Below are 26,218 nucleotides of genomic sequence, written 5' to 3'. Positions count from 1 at the left end.
ATCCGGCAGATGGGCGGACCTGACGAGGTCCAACGCCAGCATCAGGCGGGGAAGCTGACCGCACGCGAGCGAATCGACCTGTTGTTTGACAAGGGGACATTTGTCGAAATCGGAATCCTCGGTCACCAGCAATCGACTCATCCCGATATGCAGGGTCGTTATACGCCAGCCGATGGCTGTGTGACCGGTACGGGAAAAATCCGCGGCCGCATGGCGGCCTGTGCCGCCTATGATTTTACCGTGATGGCCGGCTCTATTGGCGAGGTTCAGGAGAGAAAAGTCGAACGGCTGCGTGAGGTCTCCCTGCGGGAAAGAATTCCGATGATCTGGCTGCTTGATTCTGCCGGCGCCCGAATCCAGGAACTGGCGGGGTCGCAGTTTGCCGGAAGCGGGAAACTCTTTTACGACCAGGTAAAAATGAGCGGGGTTGTTCCTCAGATCGCCGCGATGATGGGGCCCTGCGCGGCCGGAACCGCCTATATCCCGGCCCTCTCCGACTTCGTGCCGATGGTCAAAGGGACAAGTTCGATGGCGCTTGCGGGACCACCCTTGGTGAAGGCGGTGATCGGCGAGGAGATCAGTATGGAGGAGTTGGGGGGATCGCGAATCCATTGTGAGGTAAGTGGCGTCGGAGACCTCGAAACGCCGGACGACCGTACCTGTCTTGAGGTGATTAAAGAATACTTGAGCTACTTTCCTTCCCATTCCGGTGAAAAGCCTTTGCGATACGCCCCCAGTGGAGGACTTGATTTCGAAGAGACCCCTGACGATCATGTTGATGATTCAATTCTCAGCGTCCTGCCCGATAATCCAAAGAAGCCGTACGACATGCATGAGGTGATCACGCGATTGGTTGACCATGGTCGTTTCCTCGAGCTCAAACCGGCCTTTGCCAAAAACATACTTGTCGGATTTGGCAGAACCTGCGGGTGGCCCCTGGGAATTGTGGCGAATCAACCCGCGATGCTCAGTGGCGTGATTGATGTCGATGCGGCCGACAAGGCGTCCCGCTTCATCAACCTCTGCGATGCCTTTAATATCCCCCTCCTCTTCTTGCAGGATGTCCCCGGCTTTATGGTCGGATCGAAGGTGGAGAGGCAGGGGATCATCAGGCACGGGGCGAAGATGCTCTACGCCGTTTCACGCGCCTCGGTCCCGAAACTGACCGTGGTGATTCGAAAGGCGTATGGCGCCGGCTACTACGTCATGTGCGGCCGTGGTTACGAACCTGACGGTCTCGTCGCCTGGCCCTCCGCCGAGATTTCACTGATGGGGGCTGAGGGGGCGGTCAATATTATCTTTCGGAAGGAGATTGAATCTTCGAAGGACCCCGAAAAGACCCGCGCGGAGCTGGTGGAGAGATATCAAAAGGAGATCAGCCTCGAAAAGGCGGCCCGCGGGGCTTATATTGATGACATCATCGACCCGCGAGAGACGAAACGCTGGATCATCCGAACCCTTGAGCTTGTTCAAAACAAAGAGATCCATTGGCCGAAAAAGAGGCACGGGGTCGCTCCGGTATGAGTCCTAAGGTCATCATTACCTGCGCCCTGACCGGTGTGCTGGCCAAAAAGGAACAGTGCCCGGCGATTCCCTATTCACCTGTTGAGATTGCCGAAGAGGCAAAGAGGGCCTATGACGCCGGCGCGGCAGTCGTTCACATCCATGCACGAACCGTCCAAGGGGCCGCCTGCTGGGAATCAGCGGTCTTCGGAGAGATCAAGGCCGAGATTCAAAAACGTTGTCCCGTGATCCTGAATTTCTCGAGCGGCGGAATCGGCGTGCCGATCCAGGAGAGAACGCTTCATATTGTGGAACACCGGCCGGCGATTGCCGCCCTCAATATGGGCTCGATGAACTACGCGATCTACAGCCCGAAGGCGAAAAAATTTTATCACGATCATGTCTTCGAGAATCCGTTTCGGGATATTGAGTATTGTCTCCGGCAGATTGTCGAGGCCGGTGCAAAACCGGAGCTTGAATGTTTCGATACCGGTCATATCACGAATGCCGAACCGTTCATTGATATGGGATTGCTGAAGACCCCCGCCCATTTTTCACTGATCCTCGGTGTCCTGGGCGGCATCTCAACCCGCCCCGGGAATCTGGCACACATGGTGGCGAACCTGCCGAGCGGTTCGCATTGGGAGGTGATCGGGATCGGACGGGACCAATGGCGACTCGTTCGCGAGGCGCTGCAACTGGAGGGGGATATTCGCGTGGGACTCGAGGACAACTTCTACCTGCCGCAGGGTGAGATGGCAAAATCGAATGGAGATCTTGTCATGGCGGCAACTCGGATGATCCGGGAGACGGGAAAAGAGGTCGCGACAGTTCAGGAGGCGAAAGAAATCATGGGGCTTGCCTAACGATGTCCATTCTTCTCTCAGAACGAAAAGGGGCGGTCCTTTCGCTGACCCTCAATCGCCCTGAAAAAGCGAATGCCCTTTCGATAGAGTCAATTGAGGCGCTTCGTCTTGCCTTTCAATCAGCGGAAAAAGCAGCGGATCTCAAGGTCGTCACCCTGAAGGGGGCGGGAGGGAATTTTTGTTCCGGGGCAGACACCGATGAATTCAAGAAGGGAGATGAGGGACGTCGACGGGCGGTTCAGGGATATTGTGAAATGGTTCAGTCGATCCAGCAGTTTTCAAAACCGTTTCTTGTCGGCGTTGAGGGAGGGGCGGTCGGTGGAGGGCTCGGGCTGGTCGCCCTCGCCGATCTCGTGATCGCCTCCGAGAAGGCGCATTTCAGGACGCCTGAGTTGAAACTCGGCCTTTTCCCTTTTATTATCTCTCCGCTCCTCGTGCCGGTAATCGGCAAGAGGCACTTTTTTGAAATGGTCTACACCGGAAGGCCTGTCGATCCGATTCAGGGACGCGAGTGGGGTCTCGTCAATGAAGTTGTCACATCGGAAAAAATTGACGCTCGCCTCTTTTCCCTGGCGGACCTGATTGCGAAGGCCCCGTTGGAAACCCTCCAGCGAGGGAAACGTGCCGTGATGAGAGAAGGGGCTTCATTGCAGCAACTGGGCGAGGAACTCTTGTCTCTCATGAAATAGCTATTCTTGTTGTCTTATTGACTTATTAGCTAATTTCTAATATCCTGCACCCATGCATCTCCCCAAAAAATCAGCACCAGCAACGGAAATCAAGAATCGCTTTGGAGACTATCTCAAAAAAGTAACCCACCAGAGGGAACCGCTTACCATTGAAAAAAATGGCAGGCCTGTCGCTGTTCTTGTTGATTCAGAACAATGGATACGACTCCGGGAGGCTGAGGAAGAAACAAAACCTCCCCACCCTTGGGTTGTCGAACTTGATAGGCTGCTTGATCGCATCAAAAAAAATCACCCGGACGCAAAACCATTCTCCGCTGTTGAACTGGTTCGACAAATCCGAGACGAAGAGGGATAAATGTTTGGAGAAGAACTTTGCCTGGATGCGAATATCTTTATTGCAGCCCTTTCCTCAAGCGAAGAGCACCACAAGATTTGCCACGATGTTTTAAAGAAGGTCCAGGAGGAGCAAGTTCTCCTCTATGAACCAGGCCTTGTTCTCTATGAAGTCGTCTCGGCGCTGCATAAAAAAACAATGAAGGGTGAAATGACCTCGGAAGAGGTAGAGGTGTTGATCGACCACCTCTTTAAACTACCCCTCTTATTCCAATGGAAATCGAATCTCATAAAAGAAACTCAGCAGGTCGCCACGAAACTTGACTCGACCAAGGTGTACGACAGCTCCTATCTCGCCTTGGCTCGGGTACGCGACATTCCTCTCATTACACTCGATGAAGGGCTCCGCAAAAAAGGACGAAAGATTTTTCGAAAGATCCTCCTGCCGACGGAGTTATTTCATTAAGGTCCCCCACTTTTCTGCCCTCTTTTTGACCTGGGAAGGTTTTTAAGACGTGGCTCCTTTGGTACTTTTGATGCCCTCTGGATGGAACCCGCAGGTATTACTGTTCGACCCCCCACCGAGGGCAAAGGGTCAGGAATTAAGAAATCATTGGTGACGGCAATCCTCCAGCTGTCCCCTCCATCATCGGAGATTAAAAGCACGGGATCGTGTTCTTTGACCGAACGATAATAAGAACACTCGCAGCGTTCTGATAGTGGCATCGTATACATTGAGGTTGGTCCGGTTGTATAACAGGGTGAGTTTGCTGCGCAGGAGGTGCTGCTTTGATTGGCATGATATCTTAAGGGGGCTTCTTCTGGCCATTTCGCCTGATACGCCTCCACTTCCTCGGAATACAGGCGGTCGGCATAGTAACTGTAATAAAGAAAGAGGCGACCGGTACGATCGCTATCGATCCTTTGATACCAATGGCTGTAAGTAGGATGATGAGGTATGACAAGAGATCTTCGTCGTTCCCAATCCTCGCCTGATTTTTTACGCAGATAGACAAGCTGAGCACTGTAATGAGAAGTGGAACCATCACTGTAAACAGGACCGATACTTCCTGCCCACCGTGCGGCAAGATGTAAGTTATTTTGCTGATCAGCAATGAGACTCACATAGGTATACCCATCACAAGTATCGCTGATACACTCGGGATCTTCTGGTCCCGGAGTAGTCCCACCAATACGACTCGGAGTTGACCATCCACCACGGTCAATGCTGTGGGGACGTAGCGACTTTGTATAAAGAAAGCTTTGGTGGTGGGCCCCCAGAATGACATGCAGATATCCGTCACGATCGATCGTAATGGCAGGGGTATTATGATCATCTATCGCCGTACCACCGAGGCCCAAGAATACCGGCTCACTGAGCCCTCGAGTCTCGTGGTCATATCGAATAATGTAGGTCGGCGTGCCATTGACCCTGGACTTTCCACTGCTCATAACGGCTTGAGACGCTGCCCAGACAATGTATGAATAGCGCCCCCGGGTTATGACCAGGTTTGAACCCCCGTTGCCAGGGTAAGTATGGATGGCATCGTCTGTCAGTAGAACGGGAGCCGGGAGCGTCAGTGTCCCATCCGAATTTCTCGTCGGAACAATCAGAAAGAGTTCGTGTCCAACTATCGCATCGCCATCATTGTAGTAAGAGTTCGCCAGAATCACGGGTGGCCGACTCTTGTCATTGTACGCATCATAATGTTCCAGGAGGGCGTACGAAAGATCAGACGGTAACGCATGTACTTCCCATCGGTCTTGATCGTGGAGCCAATGCAAGAGTAAGACCTCCCATACACTTCCTCCCCAACGATTTGTTGGAAAAATCGTATAGGCATCACCCCGATCATCAAAAACAACCCTTTGGTCAGACCCAACACTCATTATATCTCGCGGCCTGCTGCCATCATCATATCGATATTGTGTATCGCCATTCCAAGCAGGATATCTTGAACGAATCACTGGCATCAAATCGATGCTCCGCCAGATTCTCGTCCTTCTATCCAATTTTTGAATCCTGAACTGATCTCGAATGTATGGGCTGTTTTCGGGATCAAACGAAATCATATTGGGCATAAAAGCGGGTCGATAGCCAAACAGCTCCCTCTCTCCTCGAAAGTAAGGCTGATGAATAATCGGAAAGATCGGCGGTTCTGAAATCTCCTGACTGGTTGCCCGCCTGACCTCGCTTCTTGATACTGCTGGCAACTCAGCTACTGACTGCGGAAGATTGACAAAAAGAAGAAGGAGGACCAGAGCGGACAGAGAGGTACGGGACATGCCATCATGTAGAAGCAATAACGATTCCAACTTACATTTTGATGCGTCTTTAAAATATAAAGTGGTTTCAATAGGTTGCTAGAAATATCCGAGCGCTCCCCCATTACCAAATTTCTCAATTTGATAAAATTATCATTTTGAGAATCTCAACGACGTCATGAATCAGTTAGAACGCCGTCCCGCCTTATGAATCGCAAGCCCGACGCTGTCTTCGGCAGCCTCGTGGATAATTTCGGTGATCGTTGGGTGGGCATGGATCGTTTCGACAAGTGCATCGACCGATAATTTATTTTTCATGATGATGGCGACCTCTTGAATCAATGTTGATGCCTGGGTCCCGAAGGCGGTCGCCCCAAGAATCTTTCGATCGTCACTGACATAGACCTCGGCAAATCCCTCCGTCTCCTCATGAAGCATCGCCATTCCATTCGCGAGATAAGAGAATCGACCTGTCTTGTAAGATCTCTTTCCCTCTTTGAGCTGTCTCTCGTTCCATCCGACCGAGGCCACCTCCGGAATCGTGTAGGCAATCCGAGGGATCGAGAGATAATCGATTTCCATCGAATGACCCGCAATGTTTTCCGCCGCACAGATCCCCTCCGCCGTTGCCCCATGGGCCAGCATCGTTTTTCCGGTTAAATCACCAACGGCGTAAATTGATGGGACGGAGGTCCGCATCCGACTGTCGACCTTGATAAACCCTTTTTCGAGAATAACACCAAGTTTTCCTAATCCAATTTTATCCTCACCAACACGACGACCGATCGCGACAAGCACAATATCGGCCTTTTCCACCTCTCCATTCGAGAGAGAACTGTAGACACAATCATCCTTCTCCATCTCCTCGACTTTAATACCTGTCAGCACCTTGATCCCCCTCTTCTCAAAAAGGGACTTCAAACTCCGTGAGGCAAGCCCCCCCTCTGTCGAGAGGATCTCAGGAAGAAACTCGACCAGTGTCACCTCGGAACCCAGAAGATTATAGGCACAGGCGAGTTCGCAACCGATGACACCCCCACCGACAACCATGAGCCTTTTGGGTCTCTCTTTCAAGGCGAAGATCTCATCCGTGGTCAGAATCGCTGTGCCGTCGAAGGGAAAAGAGGACGGTTTTACCGGTTCAGAACCTGTCGCCAGCAGAATATTTTTGGCTTGATATACTTGATCGTTTACCCGAACGGAGGTTGGAGACTCGAGGGAGGCCTCACCTTCAATGAGCTCGACCCCGTTTCCCTTCAGGAGTGAACCGATCCCCTGTGTGAGCTTCGAAACCTTCTGATCCTTGGTTTCAACAAGTTTTTGATAATCAATCTGAGGTTCGGAGAAATGAACGCCAATCCTCTCGGCGCGCGCCACCATCTGAATCATCTCAGCGGCGGCAATATACCCCTTCGATGGGATACAACCGCGTTGCAGACAGGTTCCACCGAGACGATTTTTTTCGACAAGCGCAACCTTCAGCCCCCGCTGCGCGGCACGGATCGCGGCAGGATATCCACCGGGACCTCCACCGATTACAATGAGATCAAATGACTTCAACTTCACGCTCCATTTCCGAAACAGTTTTCAATCGAACCTGAATCTCCGGCGGCTTTTTCAATTTCTCAGCCCACTCGATCACCATCACCGCATCTTCATAATCGTTTAGCCCCAAGGTTTCAATCTCTTCTGCATTTTTCACGCGATAAAGATCAACGTGCACGAGCGTCCGTCCGTTACCCTCGTAGAGATTGACCATCGTGAAGGTCGGTGACGAGACATAATTTCGAGGATTAATCCCGATCCCCAGTGCCATCCCCTGCACAAAGGTCGTCTTCCCAGCGCCGAGGTCTCCGTAGAGACCAACCCAGCTTCCCGACTTGAGCGTTCGGGAAAACTTCGCCCCGATTCGACGTGTCTCTTCGGGACTTTTTGAGAGATATTTCATGAACCAACCAACTCACGAAACGCGAGCGGAATCTCCTCAATCAGATCTGACGCCAAAAATCCCCGATCCCCCAAACGTTTTTTCAAACGATCCCCTGCCAATCCATGCAGATAAACCGCCGCCAAAATAGCTTCCAGAATAGAATTTGGTGATATCGACATCAAGGCCCCGATCATCCCGGTCAGGACATCCCCCATTCCGGCCGTTGCCATTCCTGGATTTCCCGTTGGATTAACGAAATAATCCCCTTCCGGTGTCACAATCAATGTGCGGAATCCTTTGAGCACAACATACACACGCGCGCTTCTCGCCAGTTCGCGTGCGGACCGCAGACGATCCTGCTGAACCTCCGAGGCCGGTTTTCCGATGAGCCGCCCCATCTCTCCCGGATGCGGCGTCAACACGATCACCCGACGTCCCTTTTTCAAAATCTCGATTTTTTTCCCGATCGCATTCAAGGCATCGGCATCCAGAAGCAGAGGCGCTTTTCCCGATTTGATAAGCCCTTCCACAATCTTGCGAATATCGGGCGTCACCCCGAGTCCAGGGCCGATTGCGATACATTCCTTGTCCTTGGTAAGCGTCTGAATCTCCTTCAAGGCGGAGAGGTTAAGCCGCCCCACCTTATTCGAGGAAAGCGGTTCGTACATGACCTCAAGCAATCCTTTTGGAATTTTCTGATAACAACGCTCCGGAAGACCGACGGTGACCAAACCGGCACCGCTACGAAGCGCCGCTCGAGCTGCTATCAAGGGCGCCCCCAGTCGATTGACAGACCCCCCCACTAACAAGAGATGACCATAGGTTCCTTTGTGCGTATCGTTGCCACGCGGCGCCAGCTGAGATTCGAAATCTTTCGGGTGCAACAATTTTCCTGAAATCTTGACCTCATGGTAGACCGCCTCAGGAATTCCCAGATCGATCGTGACCAGACGCCCCGAAAGCAGAGGTCCCTCTCCGATAAAAAGTCCCACTTTTGGAATTCCGATCGTGCAAGTCAATTCGGCACGAATCGCCTCTCCACAGACACGCCCCGTATCCGCAGAAAGTCCTGAGGGGATATCCAGAGAGACAACCTTCTTGCAACTCGCGTTGATTAATCGGATTATCTCGCGCTCAATCCCCTGAACATTTCTTGAAAGTCCAACCCCAAACAGGGCATCCACAATAAGTTCAGCTTCAGAAATGAGCGATTTCCAGTGGGGGATTAAATCGGTCGTGACGAGGAGATGAGCGAGAATCCCCTTCTCCTCGAGCCTCTTCGCAACAACCTTGCCGTCACCCCCATTCTTCCCCGGCCCAGAGATAACGACGATCTGACGAACCGAAGGGTACTCCTTGAGAATAACATTGGCAGCACCCGTTCCCGCCCGATTCATTAACTCCGATTCGGAAATCCGGAATTTCTCGACCGCCAACTTGTCGATGAGTTTAATTTCTTCGCTCGTTGCCAATTTCATGAGAGTAATACCTTCATCTCCCTCACCGCCTTCTCCATCCCGACAAAAACAGCCCTCGCAACAATGGAATGCCCGATATTGAGTTCCTCAATCTCGGGGATCTCAACAACAGCTGAGACATTCTCGTAATGAAGCCCATGCCCCGCAGCGACCGAAAGGTTCAAAGACCTCCCTAATTTTGCCATAACACGCAGCTTCTCCAACTCAGCCTTTTGTTCCCCATGATCCTTCGCATCGGCATAGGAACCGGTATGAAGTTCGATCGCATCGGCTGCAAGTTCCGATGCCAATCGAACCACCTTTTCTTCCGAATTAATGAAAAGACTTACCCGAATTCCACTCTGCTTGAATAAAGGGATCGCTTGCCCAAGTTTTTTCTTTACCTTACCCAGATCCAATCCCCCCTCTGTCGTGAGTTCTGCCCTTTTTTCGGGGACCAGTGTCACGCTGTTCGGTTGGATGGAACGCGCCAGATCGATCATTTCCGATGTCAGCGCCATTTCCAGATTCAACTCCGTCTGAACGGATCGCCTCAAGAGACGGACATCCACCTCCTGAATATGCCGACGATCTTCGCGAAGATGGACGGTGATCTGATCGGCGCCACCTTGTTCGGCAAGCGCAGCGGCCGCTACAGGATCGGGGTAACGGGTCCCGCGTGCCTGCCGCAATGTCGCCACGTGATCAATGTTAACACCCAATTTTACCATGAAATTTTAGGAAAGTTCCCGGGCTACACTAGAAGCCAAGTCCTGAGCCATTGATTCAATCCTCTTGGCATCCCACCCCTCAATCATGATCCGCACTAGTGGCTCTGTCCCGGAATAGCGAACAAGCAGACGTCCCTCTTTCCCAAGATCACGTTCCAGATGATGAATCTTTTCCATCAGAGAAGGGATCTGTTCCAAAACCCGTCTCTCTTTGACCGGCACATTTTTCATCACTTGAGGACAAGGGGAATAATCTGAAACCAGTTCTGACAACCTCTTTCCTTTTGTCCGCATCAAGGCGAGTAATTGCAGTGCCGCAAGAATTCCATCTCCTGTGGTTGAATACTGACGGAAGATCAGATGGCCGGATGATTCCCCCCCAAAAAGATACCCTTTCTCACGCATGATCTCGACAAGATACCGATCCCCCACCTGGGTTCGGATCACCTTCCCGCCGCGACGATCGAGATATTTTTCGAGAGCGATATTGCTCATCACGGTCGCAACAACAACACCATCTTTTAGAATCCCCTGTTCCAAAAGTTCGGCTCCCAGGACAGCGATGATCGCATCACCATCGATCAGATTTCCTTTTTCATCGACAAAGAGGACACGATCGGCATCTCCATCCAGAGCAATCCCCAAGTCTGCCTTCGTTTCGATCACCCTTTTCTTTATGAGATCAGGCAGAACAACCCCTGTTTCGTTGATGTTAAGACCGTTGGGCGAGACACCCATCGAATTCAGATCGGCCCCCAACTCATCAAAAACGGTCGGAGCGACCTGATAGGCAGCCCCATGCGCACAGTCGACAACAATTTTGAGTCCATCCAATCTCTGTTCCTTTGGAAAGGTCCCCTTGAGAAATTCGATATAGCGTCCTCTCGCCTCTTCAACACGAAACGCCTTCCCGAGCTTCTCAGGTGACGGTCTATGATGGGTCAACAAATCACTAAACATCAGGGACTCAATCTTCCTCTCCTCCCGATCTTCAAGCTTGAAACCGGAATGATCAAAAACCTTCATGCCGTTGTCCTGAAATGAATTATGCGAGGCGGAAACCATGACTCCCGCCTCTGCCCTCATCCCATGGGTCAAAAAGGCAACCGCCGGCGTCGGCATCGGACCGACGAGGAGCACATCGACCCCCATAGAGGTGATACCGGAGGCGAGGGCCATCTCGAGCATATATCCGGAGCGCCGCGTATCCTTACCGATCAGGATCCTTCGATGGCGTCCCTCTCCTTTGAAATGAAAGGCAAGGGCACGACCGAGTGCCAACGCAATCTCAGAGGTCATCGGGTATTCATTGGCACGCCCTCGAATCCCATCGGTTCCAAAAAGCTCACGTTTTTTTATCTCTGCCATATAAAATCCTTACAAAATTCTTGTGGTACAGAGCGCCTCTACCATCTTCAAAACCTCTGCGGTTTCTCGAACATCATGAACTCGAATCATGGAAGCGCCATTCCAGGCGGCAATAGCGGCAACCGCCAGGGACCCATGACGTACCATAGGATCTTGTGCATTTTCTATCCCAAAGACACGACGAATGAAAGATTTTCGGGAGGCGCCGATCACAAGAGGATTTTCGAGCACACGAAATTCCTGCAGATGTTTCAGGATCTCCAGATTGTGTTCCGGTGCCTTCCCAAAACCGATACCGGGATCCAGGAGGATCTGGTTTCGCGGGATCCCTATCCGGATTGCCATCTCCATCTGATGCCTCAAAAAATGCACGATTTCCGAAACCACATTGATATAAGAAACCTCCTGCTGCATCGTTTCCGGCTCCCCACGCATATGCATGAGGATACAAGGGACACCCGCCTCGGCAATCACCTCCCCCATCCGGAAATCATAGCGAAGCGCTGTAATATCATTAATAAGGGCTCCTCCCTCTTTGATCGCGATCTCCGCAATGCGTGACCGTCGCGTGTCGATCGAGATCGGGATTCGAATCTTCGACACCATTTTTTTCAAGACAGGAAAAAGACGCCTCTCCTCTTCCTCTTCCGTAATCGGTTTGGATCCGGGTCGACTCGACTCGGCACCGATATCGAGAATCTGTGCCCCCTCTTCCTCCATCTGAAGGGCCCGATCCAAAGCAACGGCCGGATCGAAATAAAGCCCCCCATCGGAAAACGAGTCGGGTGTCAGATTGAGAACACCCATCAGATAAACTTTATGGGAAAAGTCAAACTCTTGTGATCCAATCCTCATGAATGCCTCTACAGGAGGTTACGCCTTGCTAGGTTGTGGATGGAGAAGAACACCAGTTCCTTCCGAAACAGCCTCAACCACCACAGCCGGTTTTGATGGAGTTGAAACACTCTTTGGCGGATCCAGCTTTTCCCCTTTCAGGATTCGATCGATCTGATCCCCATCCAGAGATTCGAATTCCAGCAAGGTCTCCGCAAGACGGTGAAGAACATCATTATTATCCTGAAGAATCTTTCGAGCCCGATTATAGTTTTGGGTCACAATTTTCGAAACCTCTTCATCGATCCGAATCGCTGTATTACCGCTGTACTCCTGCTGCTGGACGAAGTCACGACCGAGGAAAACCTCCCCTTCCTTACGACCAAAACTCAAAGGCCCCAGATCACTCATCCCCCACTCACAGACCATCTTGCGTGCCATGGCAGTCGCCTTTTCAATATCGTCACCGGCACCGGTCGTTTGGTGTTTAAAAATAAGCTCCTCAGCACACCGCCCCCCCATCAAAACCGAAATCACAATTTCGGCAAATTCCTTCGAGTGGATATGCCGCTCGTCAATCGGGAGCTGCTGGGTAAGCCCCAACGCCATCCCCCGCGGGATAATCGTTACTTTATGAACAGGATCAGCCCCGGGAAGCTTCTTCGCAACCAGCGTATGCCCTGATTCATGATACGCGATCTGACGCTTCTCCTCCTCGGTCAGGATCATGCTCTTCCGCTCCGCACCCATCATCACCTTGTCTTTCGCGAGCTCAAAATCGGTCATCTCAATAAATTTCTTGTCATATCGGGCCGCATTCAGTGCCGCTTCATTCACCAGATTTTCAAGATCGGCCCCCGAAAAACCGGGCGTGCCACGCGCGACGACGGAGAGCTCAACATCCTGACCTAAAACTGTTTTACGGGCATGGACCTTCAGGATCTCTTCACGACCCTTGAGATCGGGCCGTGGGACAATCACGCGACGATCAAAACGTCCCGGTCGGAGCAGCGCCGGATCAAGCACATCCGGACGATTCGTCGCCGCCATGATGATGACCCCTTCATTCGATTCGAAACCATCCATCTCCACCAAGAGCTGATTCAGAGTCTGTTCCCTTTCATCATGCCCTCCCCCCAGACCCGCACCACGATGACGGCCGACCGCATCAATCTCATCAATAAAAATGATACAGGGGGCGTTCTTTTTCCCCTGCTCAAAAAGGTCCCGCACGCGTGAGGCACCGACACCGACAAACATCTCGACAAAATCAGATCCGGAGATCGAGAAGAACGGCGCCCCCGCTTCGCCGGCAACTGCCTTCGCCAGCAAGGTCTTTCCGGTACCCGGCGCCCCGACCAGCAAGACACCCTTGGGGATCCGTCCCCCCAATTTGGTAAATTTCTTAGGCTCTTTCAAAAACTGGATGATCTCCTCGAGCTCGTATTTCGCCTCTTCACAACCGGCAACATCCTTGAATGTCACCTTCTTCTGGTTTTCCGAAAGAAGTCTCGCCCGACTTCGGCCAAAACTTAAGGCCCGGCCCCCACCGACCTGAATCTGTCTCATCGAAAAGAAAAAGAAGGCGAAGAGGAGGATCATCGGGAGCCACGAGATCAGGATCTGTTGCCAGAGCGGGGTCTCACGGCGTTTTTTGTATTCAACGACCGCGTCGGATCGTGAGAGGAGCTCGAATGCCTTTTCACTCTCTGTCGGCCCCACCGTCTCAAAAAATTCGCCATTCATTTTTGAACTTTTGAATTTCCCGACATACTCATCATCCTGAATCGTTATCCGTTCCACCTCATTTCTCCCCACGGCAGCCAGGAACTCGCTAAAGCTGATCGTCTTTCGTAAAGAGGGCCGGTTGCTCATAAAGTGGACGATTGAGATGGAAAGCAAAATAATCAGGGCCCAGAGGGCAAGTGTCTTATGGGACTGTTTCATTGGTTAAAACGGTAACATAAAGAGATTCTTAAAGGCAACCGTTAAGCTGAAGGAGCCGCCACCCGGACCGCTCTATGAAACCACATCGTCCCTAGACTCACTGGAATTTCCCGTGGATCCACTTCAGGAAGTTTTTCAACGAGATCCCATTGATGCGGATAGATTCGTCTCAAGGAAGGATACCGGAAGAGGAAATTGGCCGCCTCGGCATGGTACTCAAAGTCATGCTTGGTACCATAACCGCTGATTCGCCGCCGATCCAGTTTCATCGCCATGATAATCATGCCCCGGATTCTCCAATTGTTTCTCTCAAAACCATGCCCGACCATCTCATGGAAGAGAACCTCGCGAACCAGTTTATCCTTACGATACCCATCTTGAATATACATCTCCTGCCTGTCCGTAAAAAAAATCCCTAGGGCACCGCGCCTCATTCTTTCCCCCTGAGGGACAACCCAAACCTGCTTTGTAGAGTAAAGCGAGCGTGGTGGGAGATCACGCAAGAGTTTGATCCAATCATCGAGAGAATAAAATCGATCCTTCTTTGGGGGCAGATAAAGTTCGACCAGATGTCGATCACCCACCATGAGGGTATACTTTTGTAATTCGATCTGACGACCGGAGACAAGAACACCTTTCGTCTCGTAGAAATTAGTTTCAGGCGTTCGGGAGACGAGTTCGGTCGGAAAGGGTTGCCCCTTTTTCCAGCCTCCATAGTGACGATCAGCCTTCACCTCGAGCCGCCAGACCTGTTTGTAAAATTCGTCTCTCATTTCTGCTGATGTTAATGAGATGACCGTCTGACGAACCAGACCAAAACCTCCTGGCACGACACGCCCAACAAACCAATTCTCCTCTCTGCCAGTCGGCTGACCTTTCAAACTGGCATAGACAAAACCATCATCCCGATGCTCGATCAGATACGTCTTGCCGCCATAGGTCAGGTATTGTGAGGCAGCGATCCCTTCTTTTGGATGATCGAAAACGGCGCGCTCGAAGAGCCGACAGTCTCCAAACTCCCCTTTCTCTATGGCAATCAATTGATCGGGATCGGAGACCGATCTGCCAAGGCAATGTCTGACTCCTCCTCCCCCTTCTTCAAACTCTATCTGGAATCGCTTTCCTTGATAATAAAATGCCTGCCCCTCTGTAGGGTGGCAGACGATATCCGGTCCGATCTGGAAACGACGTTCGCGACGATTATAGTAAAAAAGATATTCATCTGACTGAGTGCCCGATACCGCTGTCGCCAGATAGTAATCTCCAGCAGTCTGATGAGGTTCAAGTCTAAATGAGCGCCCCTTATACGGAACTGTCAAATCAGGATGGCAAAATGGCGGATAAGGATGAAGCAGCTGCTCCTCTGGATAAACGGTAACTCTTCTCTCGGTCATAACCGTCCGAAGGCGATTCCCAAAATCATCTTCGAAGATCAGGGGGCCTCGATTCTCATAGAGAACCCCTTTGAAATAAACGGCATTCCTGCCGGGTAAATTGGTCTGGAGTTCAGAAAAATCATAACCGAGTCTCGCACCTGGCCGGAGAACTCGGACTGTACGATCCCCTCTGACAAGCCGATCCCAGCATAAAGTATACGAACCGTCAGGCAACTCAGCTCGATGGATCAACCTCCCTCGATCCCAATCTTTTATCAGCCTTACTCCTGATCTCCGAACAGACCATTCTTCACAACTGATTTTGAGCCGGTTCAGTGACGTCTGCCACTCACGCTTCGAACCGTTGAAGATCAGAAACATCCCGATCCGGAGTGTCTGGTCGTACCACGGTCTCTCTTTCCGAATCGCGATAACGATACCTACAACCTCCTGAACAGCCCCCGCAGCAGCAGTTCCCAGTTGCACAAACAACTGGAACGGACCGACATAACGGGACATGAGATTTGCCACAAGAAGCGATGAATGGATGAGGGTCTCGCTAGCCTCCTCCCTCTCCTGTTGCGGCCTCTCACCAACAAGAGAGGTCAGCGCCGCAATCCCGGCAAAGAGCGTCGAAACCGTCGTCACACTGAAGGCAAGTGGAGAAAACCGACTAAACCACTGAAGGTGACGGAACGGCAAAAGTTTGAGACCGACTTTAACCCCCCTCGCCCCCCACTCACCATTGACGAGGGCGTCGACACCCCCGCCAACCCTTGCCAGGGCAAACGGGATCGCAGATAACATCCCAAGCTGCTCGCAATAGACTGGTACCGATTGGTTCAGATTGTTAGTTTCCATTGAAGTTCTAAATACTTATCGGTCTACAGGAGATTTAAGTTTCTGCAAATCTGAAGCAGACGTAATCCTTCTGGAACCTCACTCCATGGGGCAGATTATACTGTCTCTTCGGCTCAGAATCCCTGATCAGTGAGTCAATCTTCAAGACAAATTCCCCTGAAAGAGGGTGGCCTGAGACCTCTTCATACATCCGTTGAAGAAGACGGTAGCGGAGGGAGGGGGGGAGCTTCGTAAAAATAGGAATATTAAAACTGTCGATGTTAGAACCGACCGTCTCTAAATATTCCTCATCCGCCCTCAAAAGAATCGAATTCACCGCCGATCGGACCGAGAGATTCGGGTTCAGTTTACGAAGCTCAGACAAGATCTGTCGCACCTTGTTTCGAAGATACTTCGTCTCCCGATTCGACGAGTCTTCCCGAAACGGGACCTCAAATTTTTTGGCGTAATCGGTGATCTCTTTTCGTGTGACAAATAAGAGAGGACGGACAATGGTGAGGCCAACATCAACGGGTCCTGCCTCGGGCTCAAGCCCACCCGTGCTCACCCGTTGCGCGCGGGTGGGCACCCCCGCCCGAGTCACCCGTTGATGTTGTCCAACCAGCCTCATCAACGGAATGCCGCTCAACCCCTTCAACCCCGCCCCCTGGATCCACCGGATCAAAAAGGTCTCCGCCTGATCATCCGCCTGATGGGCTGTGGCGATTTTTTGGATTCCAGCCTTCTTCGCCTCTTCCCGAAAAAATTGGTAGCGAAGTTGCCTCGCCTTTTCTTGAAGATTGTTTTTCTTCTTCCAGGGAGGGGCCTCTCCCACAACAAGAGGGATCTTCCAACCCTCACAAATTTTTTTGACAAAAAGGGCATCTTGATCCGACTCCTCACCGCGGAGTTTGTGGTTGAAATGGAAAACAGTCGCGTGGGATCGCTCGGAAGTCTTGATACGACGGACTAAGTCTAGGAGGACCATCGAATCAATCCCGCCCGACACAGCGAGTCCCAGAGGCTCTCCCCTCTTCCAGAGATCCCACTGTTTCACCGTCTCACGAAACTTTTTTGTAACTTCGTGCATTCTGGACATAATTTTCGGCGGAAACCTTAAGGAAGGCGATCTCTTCGGGGGTTAGGTCGCGTTTCACTTTTGCGGGGGAGCCTAATGCCAAGGTCCGGGGCGGGATGATCATCTTCTCGGTCACGAGCGATCCGGCACCGACAAGAGACTCTTCACCGATCACGGCACCATTCATGATAATCGATCCGATCCCGATCAGGCAACGCGACTTGATGTGACAGCCGTGGAGCACCACCCGATGGCCGACGGTTACTTCATCCTCAATAATGAGCGGCCAGGTCCCCGTTTCGACATGGCAGACGGAGAGATCCTGGATATTCGTCCGGGGTCCAATTCGAATAGAATTCACGTCACCCCGCAGTACGGTGTTGGGCCAAATCGAGGAGTCCTCTCCGATCACGACGTCGCCGATCACCACTACCCCTTCCGCCAGAAAAACAGAGGGGTGGATCTTCGGCGTCACTCCATGATGCGTGATAATTTGGGCCATTTTTGAAGCCTTAAATAAAGCAAACCCCCAACAAACCCTCCAACCGCATCGGCAACAAGGTCACCAATTTCAACCATCCGGCCGGGGATAAAGGACTGGTGGAACTCATCGGAGAGACCATAGAGGGTCGCCCCTAAAAAGGCAATGAGGAGCTTGTGACGTTTAACCGCACGGGCCAAAAGAAGACCAAAGGGGGTATAGGCACCGACATGAAGAAGTTTATCACTCAGAAAAAGCCAACCAAAAAATTCAGGGGGCTCGATAGATGGCTGATGGGACAGATAAAATAAAAAAGAGGCGTAAAGCAGGAGCGGGATCCACTTCTTCACATTTTGTACTTCCCGAAATCGTCGGGGTTCAGGTTTTCCAAAATCTCCGTCCACTTCTCTTCCTGAACCTTTTTCTCCCCTGTTTTTCCTCCACGGGCGAGGTCGATGTCGCGTGATTTATCGATGACCTTTTTATCAACAAAAATCGGGGAATGAGTTCGCAGGGCCAGCGCAATCGCATCTGAAGGACGAGAGTCGATCACATGTTCCTCGCTCCCATTTTTGAGATAAATTTTGGCATAAAAGGTGTTGTCGCAGAGATCATTGACCTCAATTTTTTCAACCGTCACATTCAACGTCGTCAAAATATTTCGGATCAGATCGTGGGTCATCGGTCTCGAAAGCTGGATTTTTTCCAATTCGGTGGCAATCGCCGAGGCCTCGATGAGACCAATCCAGATCGGCAAGGCGCTCTTTTCTTCCAAATCCTTCAAAATGATAATCGGCATATTGGTAAAGGGGTCAATCGTGAGACCGGTAACTTTCATTTCGATCATCATAGGATCTCCCCTTTTAGAAAAAACGCCGTGGCGTCTTTAATCATCACATTCAGTATATCACCAACATTCTCTCCTGCACCATCGAAATTTACAATCCGACCCTGGGGAGTTCTCCCGGCAAGCACCTCTTCCCTTCTCCCGATGCACTCACGATTCCTTTCAAGACTGATTTCTTTTTGTAACTCCTGAAGTCGAACGAGCCTCTCATCCTTTACCTCCTGGGGGGTGTCATCAGGTAGCGTCGCAGCCACGGTCCCCGGTCTGGGTGAAAAGACAAACGAATAACTCTGATCATAACGAACTTCTCGGACGAGATCGAGCGTCTCTCTGAAATCGCCTTCCGTCTCACCAGGAAATCCCACAATGATATCGGTGGTCATCGCGATATCCGGGCAAACCGCCCGAAGTTCATTCACCTTCCTCAGATAAACCTGGCGGCTATAGGCCCGCTGCATCTTCTTCAAAATTCGATCCGACCCTGACTGAACTGGCAAATGAATATGGGGACAAAGCCTCTCGTTCTCCGCATATTCACGAATAAGCGTCCGTGAAAGGTCCTTCGGGTGAGGACTGGTAAACCGGATCCTTTTGATCCCTGTTTCACGGGCAATCCGGCGAAGGAGTTTTGGAAAATCCATTTTCTCCAAGAGCCCCTTGCCATAAGAATTTACATTTTGGCCCAGGAGCATGACCTCCTTAACCCCTCGAGATTCCAGATTCCGAATCTCTTGAATAATATCATCGGAACCACGCGAGATTTCGGGACCACGAGTCATCGGCACGATACAAAAGGAACAGGTGTTATCACATCCCTTCATGATCGTGACATAAGCCTTCACCTTCCTCTCCCCCGGAATTTCAAGAGGTATCGGAAACTCATAATCAGAGAGATCCCGAAACTCCGAATAAGAGTTCTTTTTATCCCTCTCTCGGGCCTCCTGGATCACCTGCGGAAGTTTTCCGATATGATCGGTCCCCAGCACAAAATCGACATGAGGCATTCGTCTCAGAATCTTTCTCCCCTCCTGAGAGGCGACGCAACCGGTCACTCCCAAAACGACTTTTTTCTCCCCCTTCTGGAGGTAACGACCGATCTCACTCATCGCCTTGTGATACGCCTTTTCGCGAATGCTGCAGGTATTGATGAGAATCAGGTCTGCCTCAGCTGGTTTCAAGGTAGGGGAGTAACCGGAGCGAAGAAGCAGCCCCTTCATGATTTCAGAGTCCTGCTCATTCATCTGACACCCGAATGTCTTGATGTAGGCTCTCATTTAAAATTCTTTATTGATACGCAGGTTATTCAGGAGGCGTTCGATACTCTCATCGTCGGTATAACCCAGATCTTCCATAATCCCTTGAACATCCTCACCGGCAGGATCATCCAGAAATGGTTCGAAATCCTTCTTGCCCCTCAGATCCTTTCGAATCACCTCCATGTAACGGTCCGGATATTTTTTGACAATCCCTTCGACATACCGATTCAACCGCTCCGCCGCCTTCTTATGAGCCTCACTCTTTAATCCCTTCCAGTTCTTGAGATAATGAAGACGACAATACCCTTTCGTCGTCTGGGCATTTCGACATCCCGTTTCCAGGCAAATTTTAATCTGGCTTGATGGCATTTTGTTGCGGATCCATAGTAGCCTTTTCGGATCCAATTTCAACACTCTTCATCGCTTCTTCAAATTTTCTTTTCTTTTCAGCCCCCTCGCTCCTTTCCTTCTCAATCTCTTCACGAAGAGCATCAGAAAGCAAATCACCTGTTCGACTTTTCAACTTCCGTCGTTCCGCGCGACGAATCATGAGGAGAAGGAAAGAAATAAAAACCACAAGGGCAATCGAAACCCAGATCTCCCACATCACAAGGGAACCCTCCAATCAGGTGTTGGTTCTTTTTCCAAAACCTCCACCAGAACCTCTTTGACCCGTTTCAGGCGCGATTCATCGGTAATCTTGTGCCCAAAGATATCCTTCACATAAAAAGTATCTGCCACCTGATCCACTTTTGTCGAAATCTTGGAAACATCAACATACAACCCAAGCGCCGTGAGGGTCGTCGTCACCTGGTAAAGAAGCCCCACCCGGTCGTGGGCATAAATATCGATGACAGTGTAAAAGGCCGAGACGTCATTGTCGATATCGATTCGTGAGGGAAGCTTTTGGGCCACTTTTTTCTTGAATAGAGAAGGGCTGAATTTTTCAGAAACAAGGTCTTCGATCCGAACTCTCCCAGAGAGCACCGCCCTCAGATCCTGGAAAATAGACTCCCAGGTCTCGACATCAGAGATTAACAAACCGCCATGATCCGTCACAAAAAAGGTATGAAGGGCATACCCAAGCTTCGAGACAGAAAGTTCCGCTCGCAGGATATTGATATTGTGGGCGGTAAAAATACCGGCCATCTTCGAAAAAAGTCCGGGGGTATCGAGAGTCAAAAGGGTCACCTCATTCAATCCCTCCCTGGACAGAATCCTCCAGTCAAAGACGATCCGGTCGGATTCTAATTTCCTCCAGAGCCTCAAATGATAAGCGACTGTCTCCGGAGATGCGGACATCACATACCGTGAAGGCATCGACTGGAAAAAATGGTCGAATTCTTCCAAATCATTCTGGCGTGGCAGGAGAGAACCAACCGCACCCCGAATTTTTCCCAGATGAGATGAAACCCTCTCCGGGGTGTAATCACCGCTTCTCAAGACCTCCCTTGTTTTTAAATAGAGATACTCCAGAAGAGAGGCCTTCCAGCTGGTCATCGCCTCGGGACTCACCGCATGGACATCACAAAATGTCAAAAGGCAGAGAAGATTCAAATTTTCCAGATTCTGAACCGACTTTGCGAAACGGATGATCAGATTCTGCTCCTCAAGGTCGCGCCGGAAGGCAAGATGCGTCATAATCAGATGACTGCGCTCCAAAAATTCGAGCAGATCGAGCTCGGCACTGCTAAAGCCCAATCGGTCACCGGCACGTCGAATCAACGGGGCCCCTTTTTCCACATGGCCTTTCCCCTCCCCTTTTCCGATGTCATGATAAAGGATCGCGAAGGCCAGAAGGTCATTTCGCTTCAGATCTTTTGAAATCTCCGTGAATGTCGGATGGGACTCGGCATATTTTCCTTCAAGCACCTTTTCAAATTCGCCGACGGCAAAAATTGAATGAACATCGACCGTATAGAGATGATAAATGTCATGTTGAGCCCGGAAATGAAGTTTTTCGAATTCGGGGAGAAATTTTCCCAGCACCCCTGTCTCATTCATCTGGACAAGCATCCGGCCAAGACCACCACTCTCCCGAAGCATTGCCCGGAAGAGGCTGGCCGCTGGAGCGGAGGAGCGAAATGAATCATCTATTGAGGAGAGGTTTCTCGCGATCTCCCCACGTGTGGAATCATCAATTTCAACCCCATGATGCCTCGCGATATGGAAAACCTTGAGAAGACAAAGAGGATCCTTTTGAAAAAGACCCGGTGTCCCCAGAGACAGTTTCCCCTCAACAATCCTGAAATGCGAATCTTCACTGGTATGTTCGACCGGAGTAGAACCGCGAAGGGATTGAATCAGGCACTCGCGCACCGCTTTTTTGGAAATTCTTCGTATCGTTGCGGCATGTCGATAATACTGCTGCATGAACTGTTCGACACCCAGAAACTGAGGGGTATTCGAAAAGCCCAGGAGGCGCCCGATCGTCTCTTGATGTTCGAAGAGAAGCTGATCCTGACGCCGTCCGGCAAGCCGATGGAGCTCCTCACGAACCCTCCAGAGAAAATTGATCGCCTTCCAAAAATGATGAAAGTCCTCCGACGACAAGAGACCGTTTTTGCCAAAATCCTGGGGATTGGTCAGACCCTGAGCGATCCGCGCAAACCAATAAAGGGTGTGGTAATCCCGAAGACCCCCTTCTCCCTCCTTCAGATGAGGCTCCAACAGATAGACAGACCCTCCATATTTGTGCCATCGGTCTTCATCCTCTTTGGATTTTTGTTGGAAAAACTTTTCACGCAAGGCGAGAGAAGAGAAAAATTTCTCTTTCATCGATTCAAAATTATTAAAGAGCCCCCTGTCCCCCGCCAGATATCGACCATCGATCAGAGAGGAAAGAATCGTGAGATCTTCCTGCATCAATTCTTCACAATCTGAGACGGTCCGGGTGGCAAAACCAACTTCCAGACCGACATCCCAGAGCGGATGAAGAACCTTTTCCGCAAAAGACTTGAGTGAGGTCTTTTCTTTCCCTTCGTAGAGAAAGAGAAGATCAATATCCGAATAGAGACAAAGCTCCCGTCGACCATACCCCCCCTGAGATAAGAGGGCGATTTTAAGACCCCCCTTCTCTTTCTCTGCTGTTTCAAAAAGGGTGATCAGGAGCTTATCAATCTCATCTGTCCGACGAAGGATCGCTTCATACGATTCGCTTCCTTTTTTCACAAATCACTCCTCGCCTGACCCTGTCTTGTTAAATAGAGCTGAACACCATCCGCTAACGCCTCAGCGACTCGTGTCTGAAATTTTGGGTCTTTCAGCCGCTTCGCCTCCTTCGAATTTGTGAGGTACCCCATTTCGACCAAAAGGCTCGGACATTTTGCACCGACCAAGACATAAAACAGGGCTGTCTTCACACGAACCTCCGAAACCCCTTCCTTTCGCAGCCCATTCGCCAAAGATTTTCGTAAAATCCCGGCCAATTCCGCTGACTCTTCCGTCACCGCCGTCTGGATCAGATCAGACATGATCGCATCGACATCTTTCTGGCGTCTCTTGGATCCACGATTTTCCCTTTCGGCAAGACGCCGTGAAGCAGCGTCGGTTGCCTTATTCAGATAATAGATCTCTACCCCCTCTGCCTTTTTGTTTTTGGCAGAATTGGCATGGAGTGAGATAAAGAGATCACACTGTTTTGCATTCGCGACACGATTTCGTTCCTCCAGGGGAAGATACCTGTCGCGATTTCGCGTCAAAAAAACCTTCGCCCCTGTCTTTTTCCGGAGGGTCTCCTGAAGTCGTTTGGCGAATGTAAGAACCAATTTTTTCTCCGAAATCCCCCGATTCGCAACACTCCCGGGATCTTTTCCCCCATGACCGGGATCGATGACCACGATAGGTCCCTGGGCCAAGAGGTTCTGTGACAAGAAAAGAAAAGTCAGAAGGATTTTAAAAAAGTGTCCTTTGATCATTTGATGTTTTCTGTTTTTTCCCGAGACGTGGCGTCCCACGTTCGAACTCGCCTTGTTCCAGATTCTGAAGGACCTCCTTCGCCCTCTCCAGAATTTTTCCTGGAATACCAGCGAGGCGGGCGACATGAATCCCGTAACTATGACTCATCCCCCCCGGCGCCAGACGGTAAAGAAAGACAATCTCCTCCCCTTCCTCCTTGACCATCACATTATAATTCCGAATCCCCGCATGTGTTAAGGCCAGATCAATCAGCTCATGATAGTGTGTCGCAAATAACGTCCGGCTCTTCAGCGTGTCATGAAGATATTCAGCAAGGGCCCACGCGAGAGAGAGGCCATCAAAAGTCGATGTGCCTCGACCAATTTCATCGAGTAGAATCAGGCTCTTGCCTGTCGCATGGTGGAGAATCGATGCCGTCTCGCTCATCTCTACCATAAAAGTGCTCTCCCCTTGCGAGAGCCGGTCAGAGGCCCCGATCCGTGAAAAGAGGCGGTCGACAATACCGATCACCGCGGATTCTGCCGGGACAAAACTCCCGATCTGGGCCATCAAAACGATGAGACCGGCCTGACGGATCACGGTCGATTTCCCCGCCATATTCGGCCCTGTAATCAAAATAAGCCTCTGTTCTTCTGTATCCAGATGAAGATCGTTTGGGACAAAACGTCCCGCCGGGAGATAACTCTCCACTAGCAGATGCCTCCCCCCCTCGATCTCCAAGATCGATTCATCCACCATCGTGGGATGAATCAGTCGCCTGTTCAGCGCGACGCTGGCCAACGAAACCAACGTATCAACCTCCGCAACAAGCTCACTCTGGGCCTTGATGCGTGAAATCTCCTGGGAGACCTGGTCTCGAAGTTCGATGAAAATCTGATACTCGAGCGCCCGAATCTTGTCGTCGGCGCCCAAGATCTTTCCTTCAAATTCCTTGAGCTCCGGCGTGATAAATCGTTCGGCATTCGTCAGGGTTTGCTTGCGGAAATAATCGGACGGTACCTTTTGGAGGTGGGTCGTCGTGACCTCGATATAATACCCGAAAACTCGATTGAAACCGACCTTCAATGAGGAAATCCCTGTCCGCTCCCTCTCCTTTTTTTCAATCGCGGCGAGAGACTCCTGACTCGATTGTTTGATCTTCCGGAGTTCATCGAGATCCTCGCGAACCCCTTCCGCAATCATCCCCCCCTCATGCAGAGACAGAGGAGGATCGGATCGCAACGTCTTGCAGATCCGGGAAGAGCTCTCCGAAATCGGGTCCCACCGGCTGGCAATCTCTTTCATTCTGCTAGATGAGAGCTGTTGCAAAGACGTCCGCATCTCCTCCAATGCCCGGAGAGAGACCCCAAGGGCGAGCAGGTCCCGCGCATTGACTGTCTTCAATGATAATCGTGCCGTAAGCCTCTCCAGATCATAGATCTTCTTCAATGACTCCTGAAAACCGGCCGAAACAGTTTCCTTCTGAGTCAGCTCCTGGACCGTCTCAAGCCTCGATTCGATCTTTTCTTTTTGGGTCAGCGGATATCGAATCCATTGGCGGAGTCGCCGCCCCCCCATCGCCGTTTCGGTCCTGTCGAGGAGTTGGGTCAGACGATCGACCTCGAGGCTCTGATAGGTCTCATCGGAATAGACGAGAAAATCCCCCCTCTGATGCCGCTTCAGCGCCGTGATGTGTGGCAAGAAGTTCGTTTTCTGCGTCTCACGCACATAATGAAGGATCGCCCCGGCCGCGATCACCCCGAAGGGAATCCCTTCACAATCAAATCCGGAGAGCGTTGCCACCTGAAACTGTTCCTGAAGCAGCCGACGACCATAGGCCTCATCAAAAATCCACATTGGAAGACGATTTACTAAAAGATCCTTCAGCAAAGTTTTTTCTGAATCGGTATTGAAAGACTCTGGGAGGAGAATTTCCCGAACCGGTCGTGATCGGATCTCCTCACAGATCTCTTCGTAGGAAAGCTCGGCCACCTTAAACTCCCCGGTTGAGAATTCCAAAAAAGCAAAACCCCATTGCGGAACCTTAAGACAGGACCCGCCCCTATTTGGAGAAATGGCAACAAGATAGGAGGATCTAGGTGACGGATCGGTATCAATACTCAAGGAAGGAGTGATAACGCGCGTTACCTCGCGTCGCACGACCCCCTTCGCCTCTTTCGGATCCTCTACCTGATCACAGATCGCCACCTTACGACCGGCCTGAATCAGTTTCGCGATGTACGGCTCGACCGAATGATACGGGACACCGCAAAAAGGGATCGGTGTCGGATCGTTTTTATTCCGTGAAGTCAGGACAATATCGAGAATCTTCGAGGCTTGAACCGCATCGTCAAAAAACATCTCATAGAAATCCCCGATCCGGTACATGAGAATTGCATCACGATGACGCTCCTTGATCTCGAGATACTGGCGGAGCATCGGGGTGAGTTCTAACGGTGCCATGACTATAAAGAGCTGATTAACAAGGAACGGATTTTTTTAGCAACTTCAAAAGGCTGG

24 protein-coding genes are annotated in these 26,218 nt (G+C 51.0%); 5 read left to right on the top strand and 19 right to left on the bottom strand.

The genetic code is table 11. From position 1 onward, the window contains the following. Positions 1–9 precede the first annotated feature (9 nt). From HYT76_05400 to HYT76_05380, 5 genes are read left to right on the top strand one after another with little or no spacing between them, the layout of a single operon-like run. Positions 10–1,524: an acyl-CoA carboxylase subunit beta gene (locus HYT76_05400; GenBank protein MBI2082986.1), complete on the top strand. Its 1,515-nt coding sequence runs from the start codon at positions 10–12 to the stop codon at positions 1,522–1,524. Continuing rightward, positions 1,521–2,369, top strand: coding sequence for a 3-keto-5-aminohexanoate cleavage protein (locus tag HYT76_05395; protein ID MBI2082985.1), 849 nt, complete (start codon positions 1,521–1,523; stop codon positions 2,367–2,369). The genes HYT76_05400 and HYT76_05395 overlap by 4 nt, the downstream gene beginning before the upstream one ends. Positions 2,370–2,371: 2 nt before the next feature. Next, the gene (locus tag HYT76_05390; GenBank protein ID MBI2082984.1) at positions 2,372–3,058 is read left to right on the top strand and encodes an enoyl-CoA hydratase/isomerase family protein; all 687 of its coding nucleotides are present in this window, start codon (positions 2,372–2,374) and stop codon (positions 3,056–3,058) included. Between the two features lie 52 nt (positions 3,059–3,110). Continuing rightward, complete coding sequence (locus tag HYT76_05385) at positions 3,111–3,413, top strand: type II toxin-antitoxin system Phd/YefM family antitoxin (protein ID MBI2082983.1); 303 nt, start codon at positions 3,111–3,113, stop codon at positions 3,411–3,413. Beyond that, complete coding sequence (locus tag HYT76_05380) at positions 3,414–3,857, top strand: type II toxin-antitoxin system VapC family toxin (protein ID MBI2082982.1); 444 nt, start codon at positions 3,414–3,416, stop codon at positions 3,855–3,857. It abuts the gene before it with no gap. Here HYT76_05380 and HYT76_05375 read toward each other — a convergent pair. The 19 genes from HYT76_05375 to mutS all read right to left on the bottom strand — a co-directional run bounded on the left by HYT76_05375 (position 3,854) and on the right by mutS (position 26,161). Further along, positions 3,854–5,281 (bottom strand): BNR-4 repeat-containing protein, encoded by a 1,428-nt coding sequence (locus HYT76_05375; protein ID MBI2082981.1) that lies wholly within the window; start codon positions 5,279–5,281, stop codon positions 3,854–3,856. The two genes, HYT76_05380 and HYT76_05375, sit on opposite strands and share 4 nt — an antisense overlap. Positions 5,282–5,839: 558 nt before the next feature. Further along, positions 5,840–7,222 carry a dihydrolipoyl dehydrogenase gene (gene lpdA, locus HYT76_05370; protein MBI2082980.1) on the bottom strand — a complete coding sequence of 461 codons (1,383 nt, stop codon included), beginning with the start codon at positions 7,220–7,222 and terminating at the stop codon, positions 5,840–5,842. Next, on the bottom strand, positions 7,203–7,604 hold the full coding sequence (tsaE, locus tag HYT76_05365) for a tRNA (adenosine(37)-N6)-threonylcarbamoyltransferase complex ATPase subunit type 1 TsaE (protein ID MBI2082979.1): 402 nt from the start codon (positions 7,602–7,604) through the stop codon (positions 7,203–7,205). Before tsaE ends, lpdA begins: the two co-directional genes overlap by 20 nt. Beyond that, positions 7,601–9,064: an NAD(P)H-hydrate dehydratase gene (locus HYT76_05360; protein ID MBI2082978.1), complete on the bottom strand. Its 1,464-nt coding sequence runs from the start codon at positions 9,062–9,064 to the stop codon at positions 7,601–7,603. The genes tsaE and HYT76_05360 overlap by 4 nt, the downstream gene beginning before the upstream one ends. Then, a complete protein-coding gene (locus tag HYT76_05355) occupies positions 9,061–9,774 on the bottom strand; it encodes a pyridoxine 5'-phosphate synthase (GenBank protein ID MBI2082977.1) in 714 nt (237 codons plus the stop codon). The genes HYT76_05360 and HYT76_05355 overlap by 4 nt, the downstream gene beginning before the upstream one ends. Before the next feature lie 6 nt (positions 9,775–9,780). Then, complete coding sequence (locus tag HYT76_05350; GenBank protein MBI2082976.1) at positions 9,781–11,142, bottom strand: phosphoglucosamine mutase; 1,362 nt, start codon at positions 11,140–11,142, stop codon at positions 9,781–9,783. Positions 11,143–11,151: 9 nt separating this feature from the next. Beyond that, complete coding sequence (folP, locus tag HYT76_05345) at positions 11,152–11,997, bottom strand: dihydropteroate synthase (GenBank protein MBI2082975.1); 846 nt, start codon at positions 11,995–11,997, stop codon at positions 11,152–11,154. An 18-nt stretch (positions 11,998–12,015) separates the two neighbouring features. Beyond that, positions 12,016–13,923, bottom strand: coding sequence for an ATP-dependent metallopeptidase FtsH/Yme1/Tma family protein (locus HYT76_05340; GenBank protein ID MBI2082974.1), 1,908 nt, complete (start codon positions 13,921–13,923; stop codon positions 12,016–12,018). A 41-nt stretch (positions 13,924–13,964) separates the two neighbouring features. Then, positions 13,965–16,160, bottom strand: a complete 2,196-nt coding sequence (locus tag HYT76_05335) for a hypothetical protein (GenBank protein MBI2082973.1) — start codon at positions 16,158–16,160, stop codon at positions 13,965–13,967. 34 nt (positions 16,161–16,194) lie between these two features. Beyond that, positions 16,195–17,229 carry a tRNA lysidine(34) synthetase TilS gene (tilS, locus tag HYT76_05330; GenBank protein ID MBI2082972.1) on the bottom strand — a complete coding sequence of 345 codons (1,035 nt, stop codon included), beginning with the start codon at positions 17,227–17,229 and terminating at the stop codon, positions 16,195–16,197. Next, entirely contained in the window at positions 17,201–17,719 is a 519-nt protein-coding gene (locus HYT76_05325) for a gamma carbonic anhydrase family protein (GenBank protein ID MBI2082971.1), read from the bottom strand. Before HYT76_05325 ends, tilS begins: the two co-directional genes overlap by 29 nt. After that, positions 17,689–18,048, bottom strand: coding sequence for a VanZ family protein (gene vanZ, locus HYT76_05320; GenBank protein MBI2082970.1), 360 nt, complete (start codon positions 18,046–18,048; stop codon positions 17,689–17,691). The genes HYT76_05325 and vanZ overlap by 31 nt, the downstream gene beginning before the upstream one ends. Then, positions 18,045–18,548 carry a bifunctional nuclease family protein gene (locus tag HYT76_05315; protein ID MBI2082969.1) on the bottom strand — a complete coding sequence of 168 codons (504 nt, stop codon included), beginning with the start codon at positions 18,546–18,548 and terminating at the stop codon, positions 18,045–18,047. Before HYT76_05315 ends, vanZ begins: the two co-directional genes overlap by 4 nt. Next, entirely contained in the window at positions 18,545–19,819 is a 1,275-nt protein-coding gene (miaB, locus tag HYT76_05310; GenBank protein MBI2082968.1) for a tRNA (N6-isopentenyl adenosine(37)-C2)-methylthiotransferase MiaB, read from the bottom strand. The genes HYT76_05315 and miaB overlap by 4 nt, the downstream gene beginning before the upstream one ends. Further along, complete coding sequence (locus tag HYT76_05305) at positions 19,820–20,170, bottom strand: hypothetical protein (GenBank protein ID MBI2082967.1); 351 nt, start codon at positions 20,168–20,170, stop codon at positions 19,820–19,822. After that, the gene (locus tag HYT76_05300; protein MBI2082966.1) at positions 20,151–20,408 is read right to left on the bottom strand and encodes a hypothetical protein; all 258 of its coding nucleotides are present in this window, start codon (positions 20,406–20,408) and stop codon (positions 20,151–20,153) included. The genes HYT76_05305 and HYT76_05300 overlap by 20 nt, the downstream gene beginning before the upstream one ends. Then, positions 20,408–22,972, bottom strand: a complete 2,565-nt coding sequence (glnD, locus tag HYT76_05295; protein MBI2082965.1) for a [protein-PII] uridylyltransferase — start codon at positions 22,970–22,972, stop codon at positions 20,408–20,410. The genes HYT76_05300 and glnD overlap by 1 nt, the downstream gene beginning before the upstream one ends. Further along, positions 22,969–23,718, bottom strand: coding sequence for an N-acetylmuramoyl-L-alanine amidase (locus HYT76_05290; GenBank protein ID MBI2082964.1), 750 nt, complete (start codon positions 23,716–23,718; stop codon positions 22,969–22,971). Before HYT76_05290 ends, glnD begins: the two co-directional genes overlap by 4 nt. Further along, entirely contained in the window at positions 23,696–26,161 is a 2,466-nt protein-coding gene (mutS, locus tag HYT76_05285; GenBank protein MBI2082963.1) for a DNA mismatch repair protein MutS, read from the bottom strand. The genes HYT76_05290 and mutS overlap by 23 nt, the downstream gene beginning before the upstream one ends. Positions 26,162–26,218 lie beyond the last annotated feature (57 nt).

This window comes from Deltaproteobacteria bacterium, assembly GCA_016180845.1.
Taxonomy (GTDB): Bacteria; UBA10199; UBA10199; order JACPAL01; family JACPAL01; genus JACPAK01.
Note: the sequence above shows the minus strand (reverse complement) of the source record. Positions and strands in the feature narration are given on the sequence as shown.

Bases quoted from the DNA above. Each gene is read 5' to 3' on its own strand.
- HYT76_05400 (MBI2082986.1), top strand. From the start codon at position 10: ATGGGCGGACCTGACGAGGTCCAACGCCAGCATCAGGCGGGGAAGCTG.
- HYT76_05395 (MBI2082985.1), top strand. From the start codon at position 1,521: ATGAGTCCTAAGGTCATCATTACCTGCGCCCTGACCGGTGTGCTGGCC.
- HYT76_05390 (MBI2082984.1), top strand. From the start codon at position 2,372: ATGTCCATTCTTCTCTCAGAACGAAAAGGGGCGGTCCTTTCGCTGACC.
- HYT76_05385 (MBI2082983.1), top strand. From the start codon at position 3,111: ATGCATCTCCCCAAAAAATCAGCACCAGCAACGGAAATCAAGAATCGC.
- HYT76_05380 (MBI2082982.1), top strand. From the start codon at position 3,414: ATGTTTGGAGAAGAACTTTGCCTGGATGCGAATATCTTTATTGCAGCC.
- HYT76_05375 (MBI2082981.1), bottom strand. From the start codon at position 5,281: ATGAGTGTTGGGTCTGACCAAAGGGTTGTTTTTGATGATCGGGGTGAT.
- tsaE (MBI2082979.1), bottom strand. From the start codon at position 7,604: ATGAAATATCTCTCAAAAAGTCCCGAAGAGACACGTCGAATCGGGGCG.
- HYT76_05360 (MBI2082978.1), bottom strand. From the start codon at position 9,064: ATGAAATTGGCAACGAGCGAAGAAATTAAACTCATCGACAAGTTGGCG.
- HYT76_05355 (MBI2082977.1), bottom strand. From the start codon at position 9,774: ATGGTAAAATTGGGTGTTAACATTGATCACGTGGCGACATTGCGGCAG.
- HYT76_05350 (MBI2082976.1), bottom strand. From the start codon at position 11,142: ATGGCAGAGATAAAAAAACGTGAGCTTTTTGGAACCGATGGGATTCGA.
- folP (MBI2082975.1), bottom strand. From the start codon at position 11,997: ATGAGGATTGGATCACAAGAGTTTGACTTTTCCCATAAAGTTTATCTG.
- HYT76_05340 (MBI2082974.1), bottom strand. From the start codon at position 13,923: ATGAAACAGTCCCATAAGACACTTGCCCTCTGGGCCCTGATTATTTTG.
- HYT76_05335 (MBI2082973.1), bottom strand. From the start codon at position 16,160: ATGGAAACTAACAATCTGAACCAATCGGTACCAGTCTATTGCGAGCAG.
- tilS (MBI2082972.1), bottom strand. From the start codon at position 17,229: ATGCACGAAGTTACAAAAAAGTTTCGTGAGACGGTGAAACAGTGGGAT.
- HYT76_05325 (MBI2082971.1), bottom strand. From the start codon at position 17,719: ATGGCCCAAATTATCACGCATCATGGAGTGACGCCGAAGATCCACCCC.
- HYT76_05315 (MBI2082969.1), bottom strand. From the start codon at position 18,548: ATGATGATCGAAATGAAAGTTACCGGTCTCACGATTGACCCCTTTACC.
- miaB (MBI2082968.1), bottom strand. From the start codon at position 19,819: ATGAGAGCCTACATCAAGACATTCGGGTGTCAGATGAATGAGCAGGAC.
- HYT76_05305 (MBI2082967.1), bottom strand. From the start codon at position 20,170: ATGCCATCAAGCCAGATTAAAATTTGCCTGGAAACGGGATGTCGAAAT.
- HYT76_05300 (MBI2082966.1), bottom strand. From the start codon at position 20,408: ATGTGGGAGATCTGGGTTTCGATTGCCCTTGTGGTTTTTATTTCTTTC.
- HYT76_05290 (MBI2082964.1), bottom strand. From the start codon at position 23,718: ATGATCAAAGGACACTTTTTTAAAATCCTTCTGACTTTTCTTTTCTTG.
- mutS (MBI2082963.1), bottom strand. From the start codon at position 26,161: ATGGCACCGTTAGAACTCACCCCGATGCTCCGCCAGTATCTCGAGATC.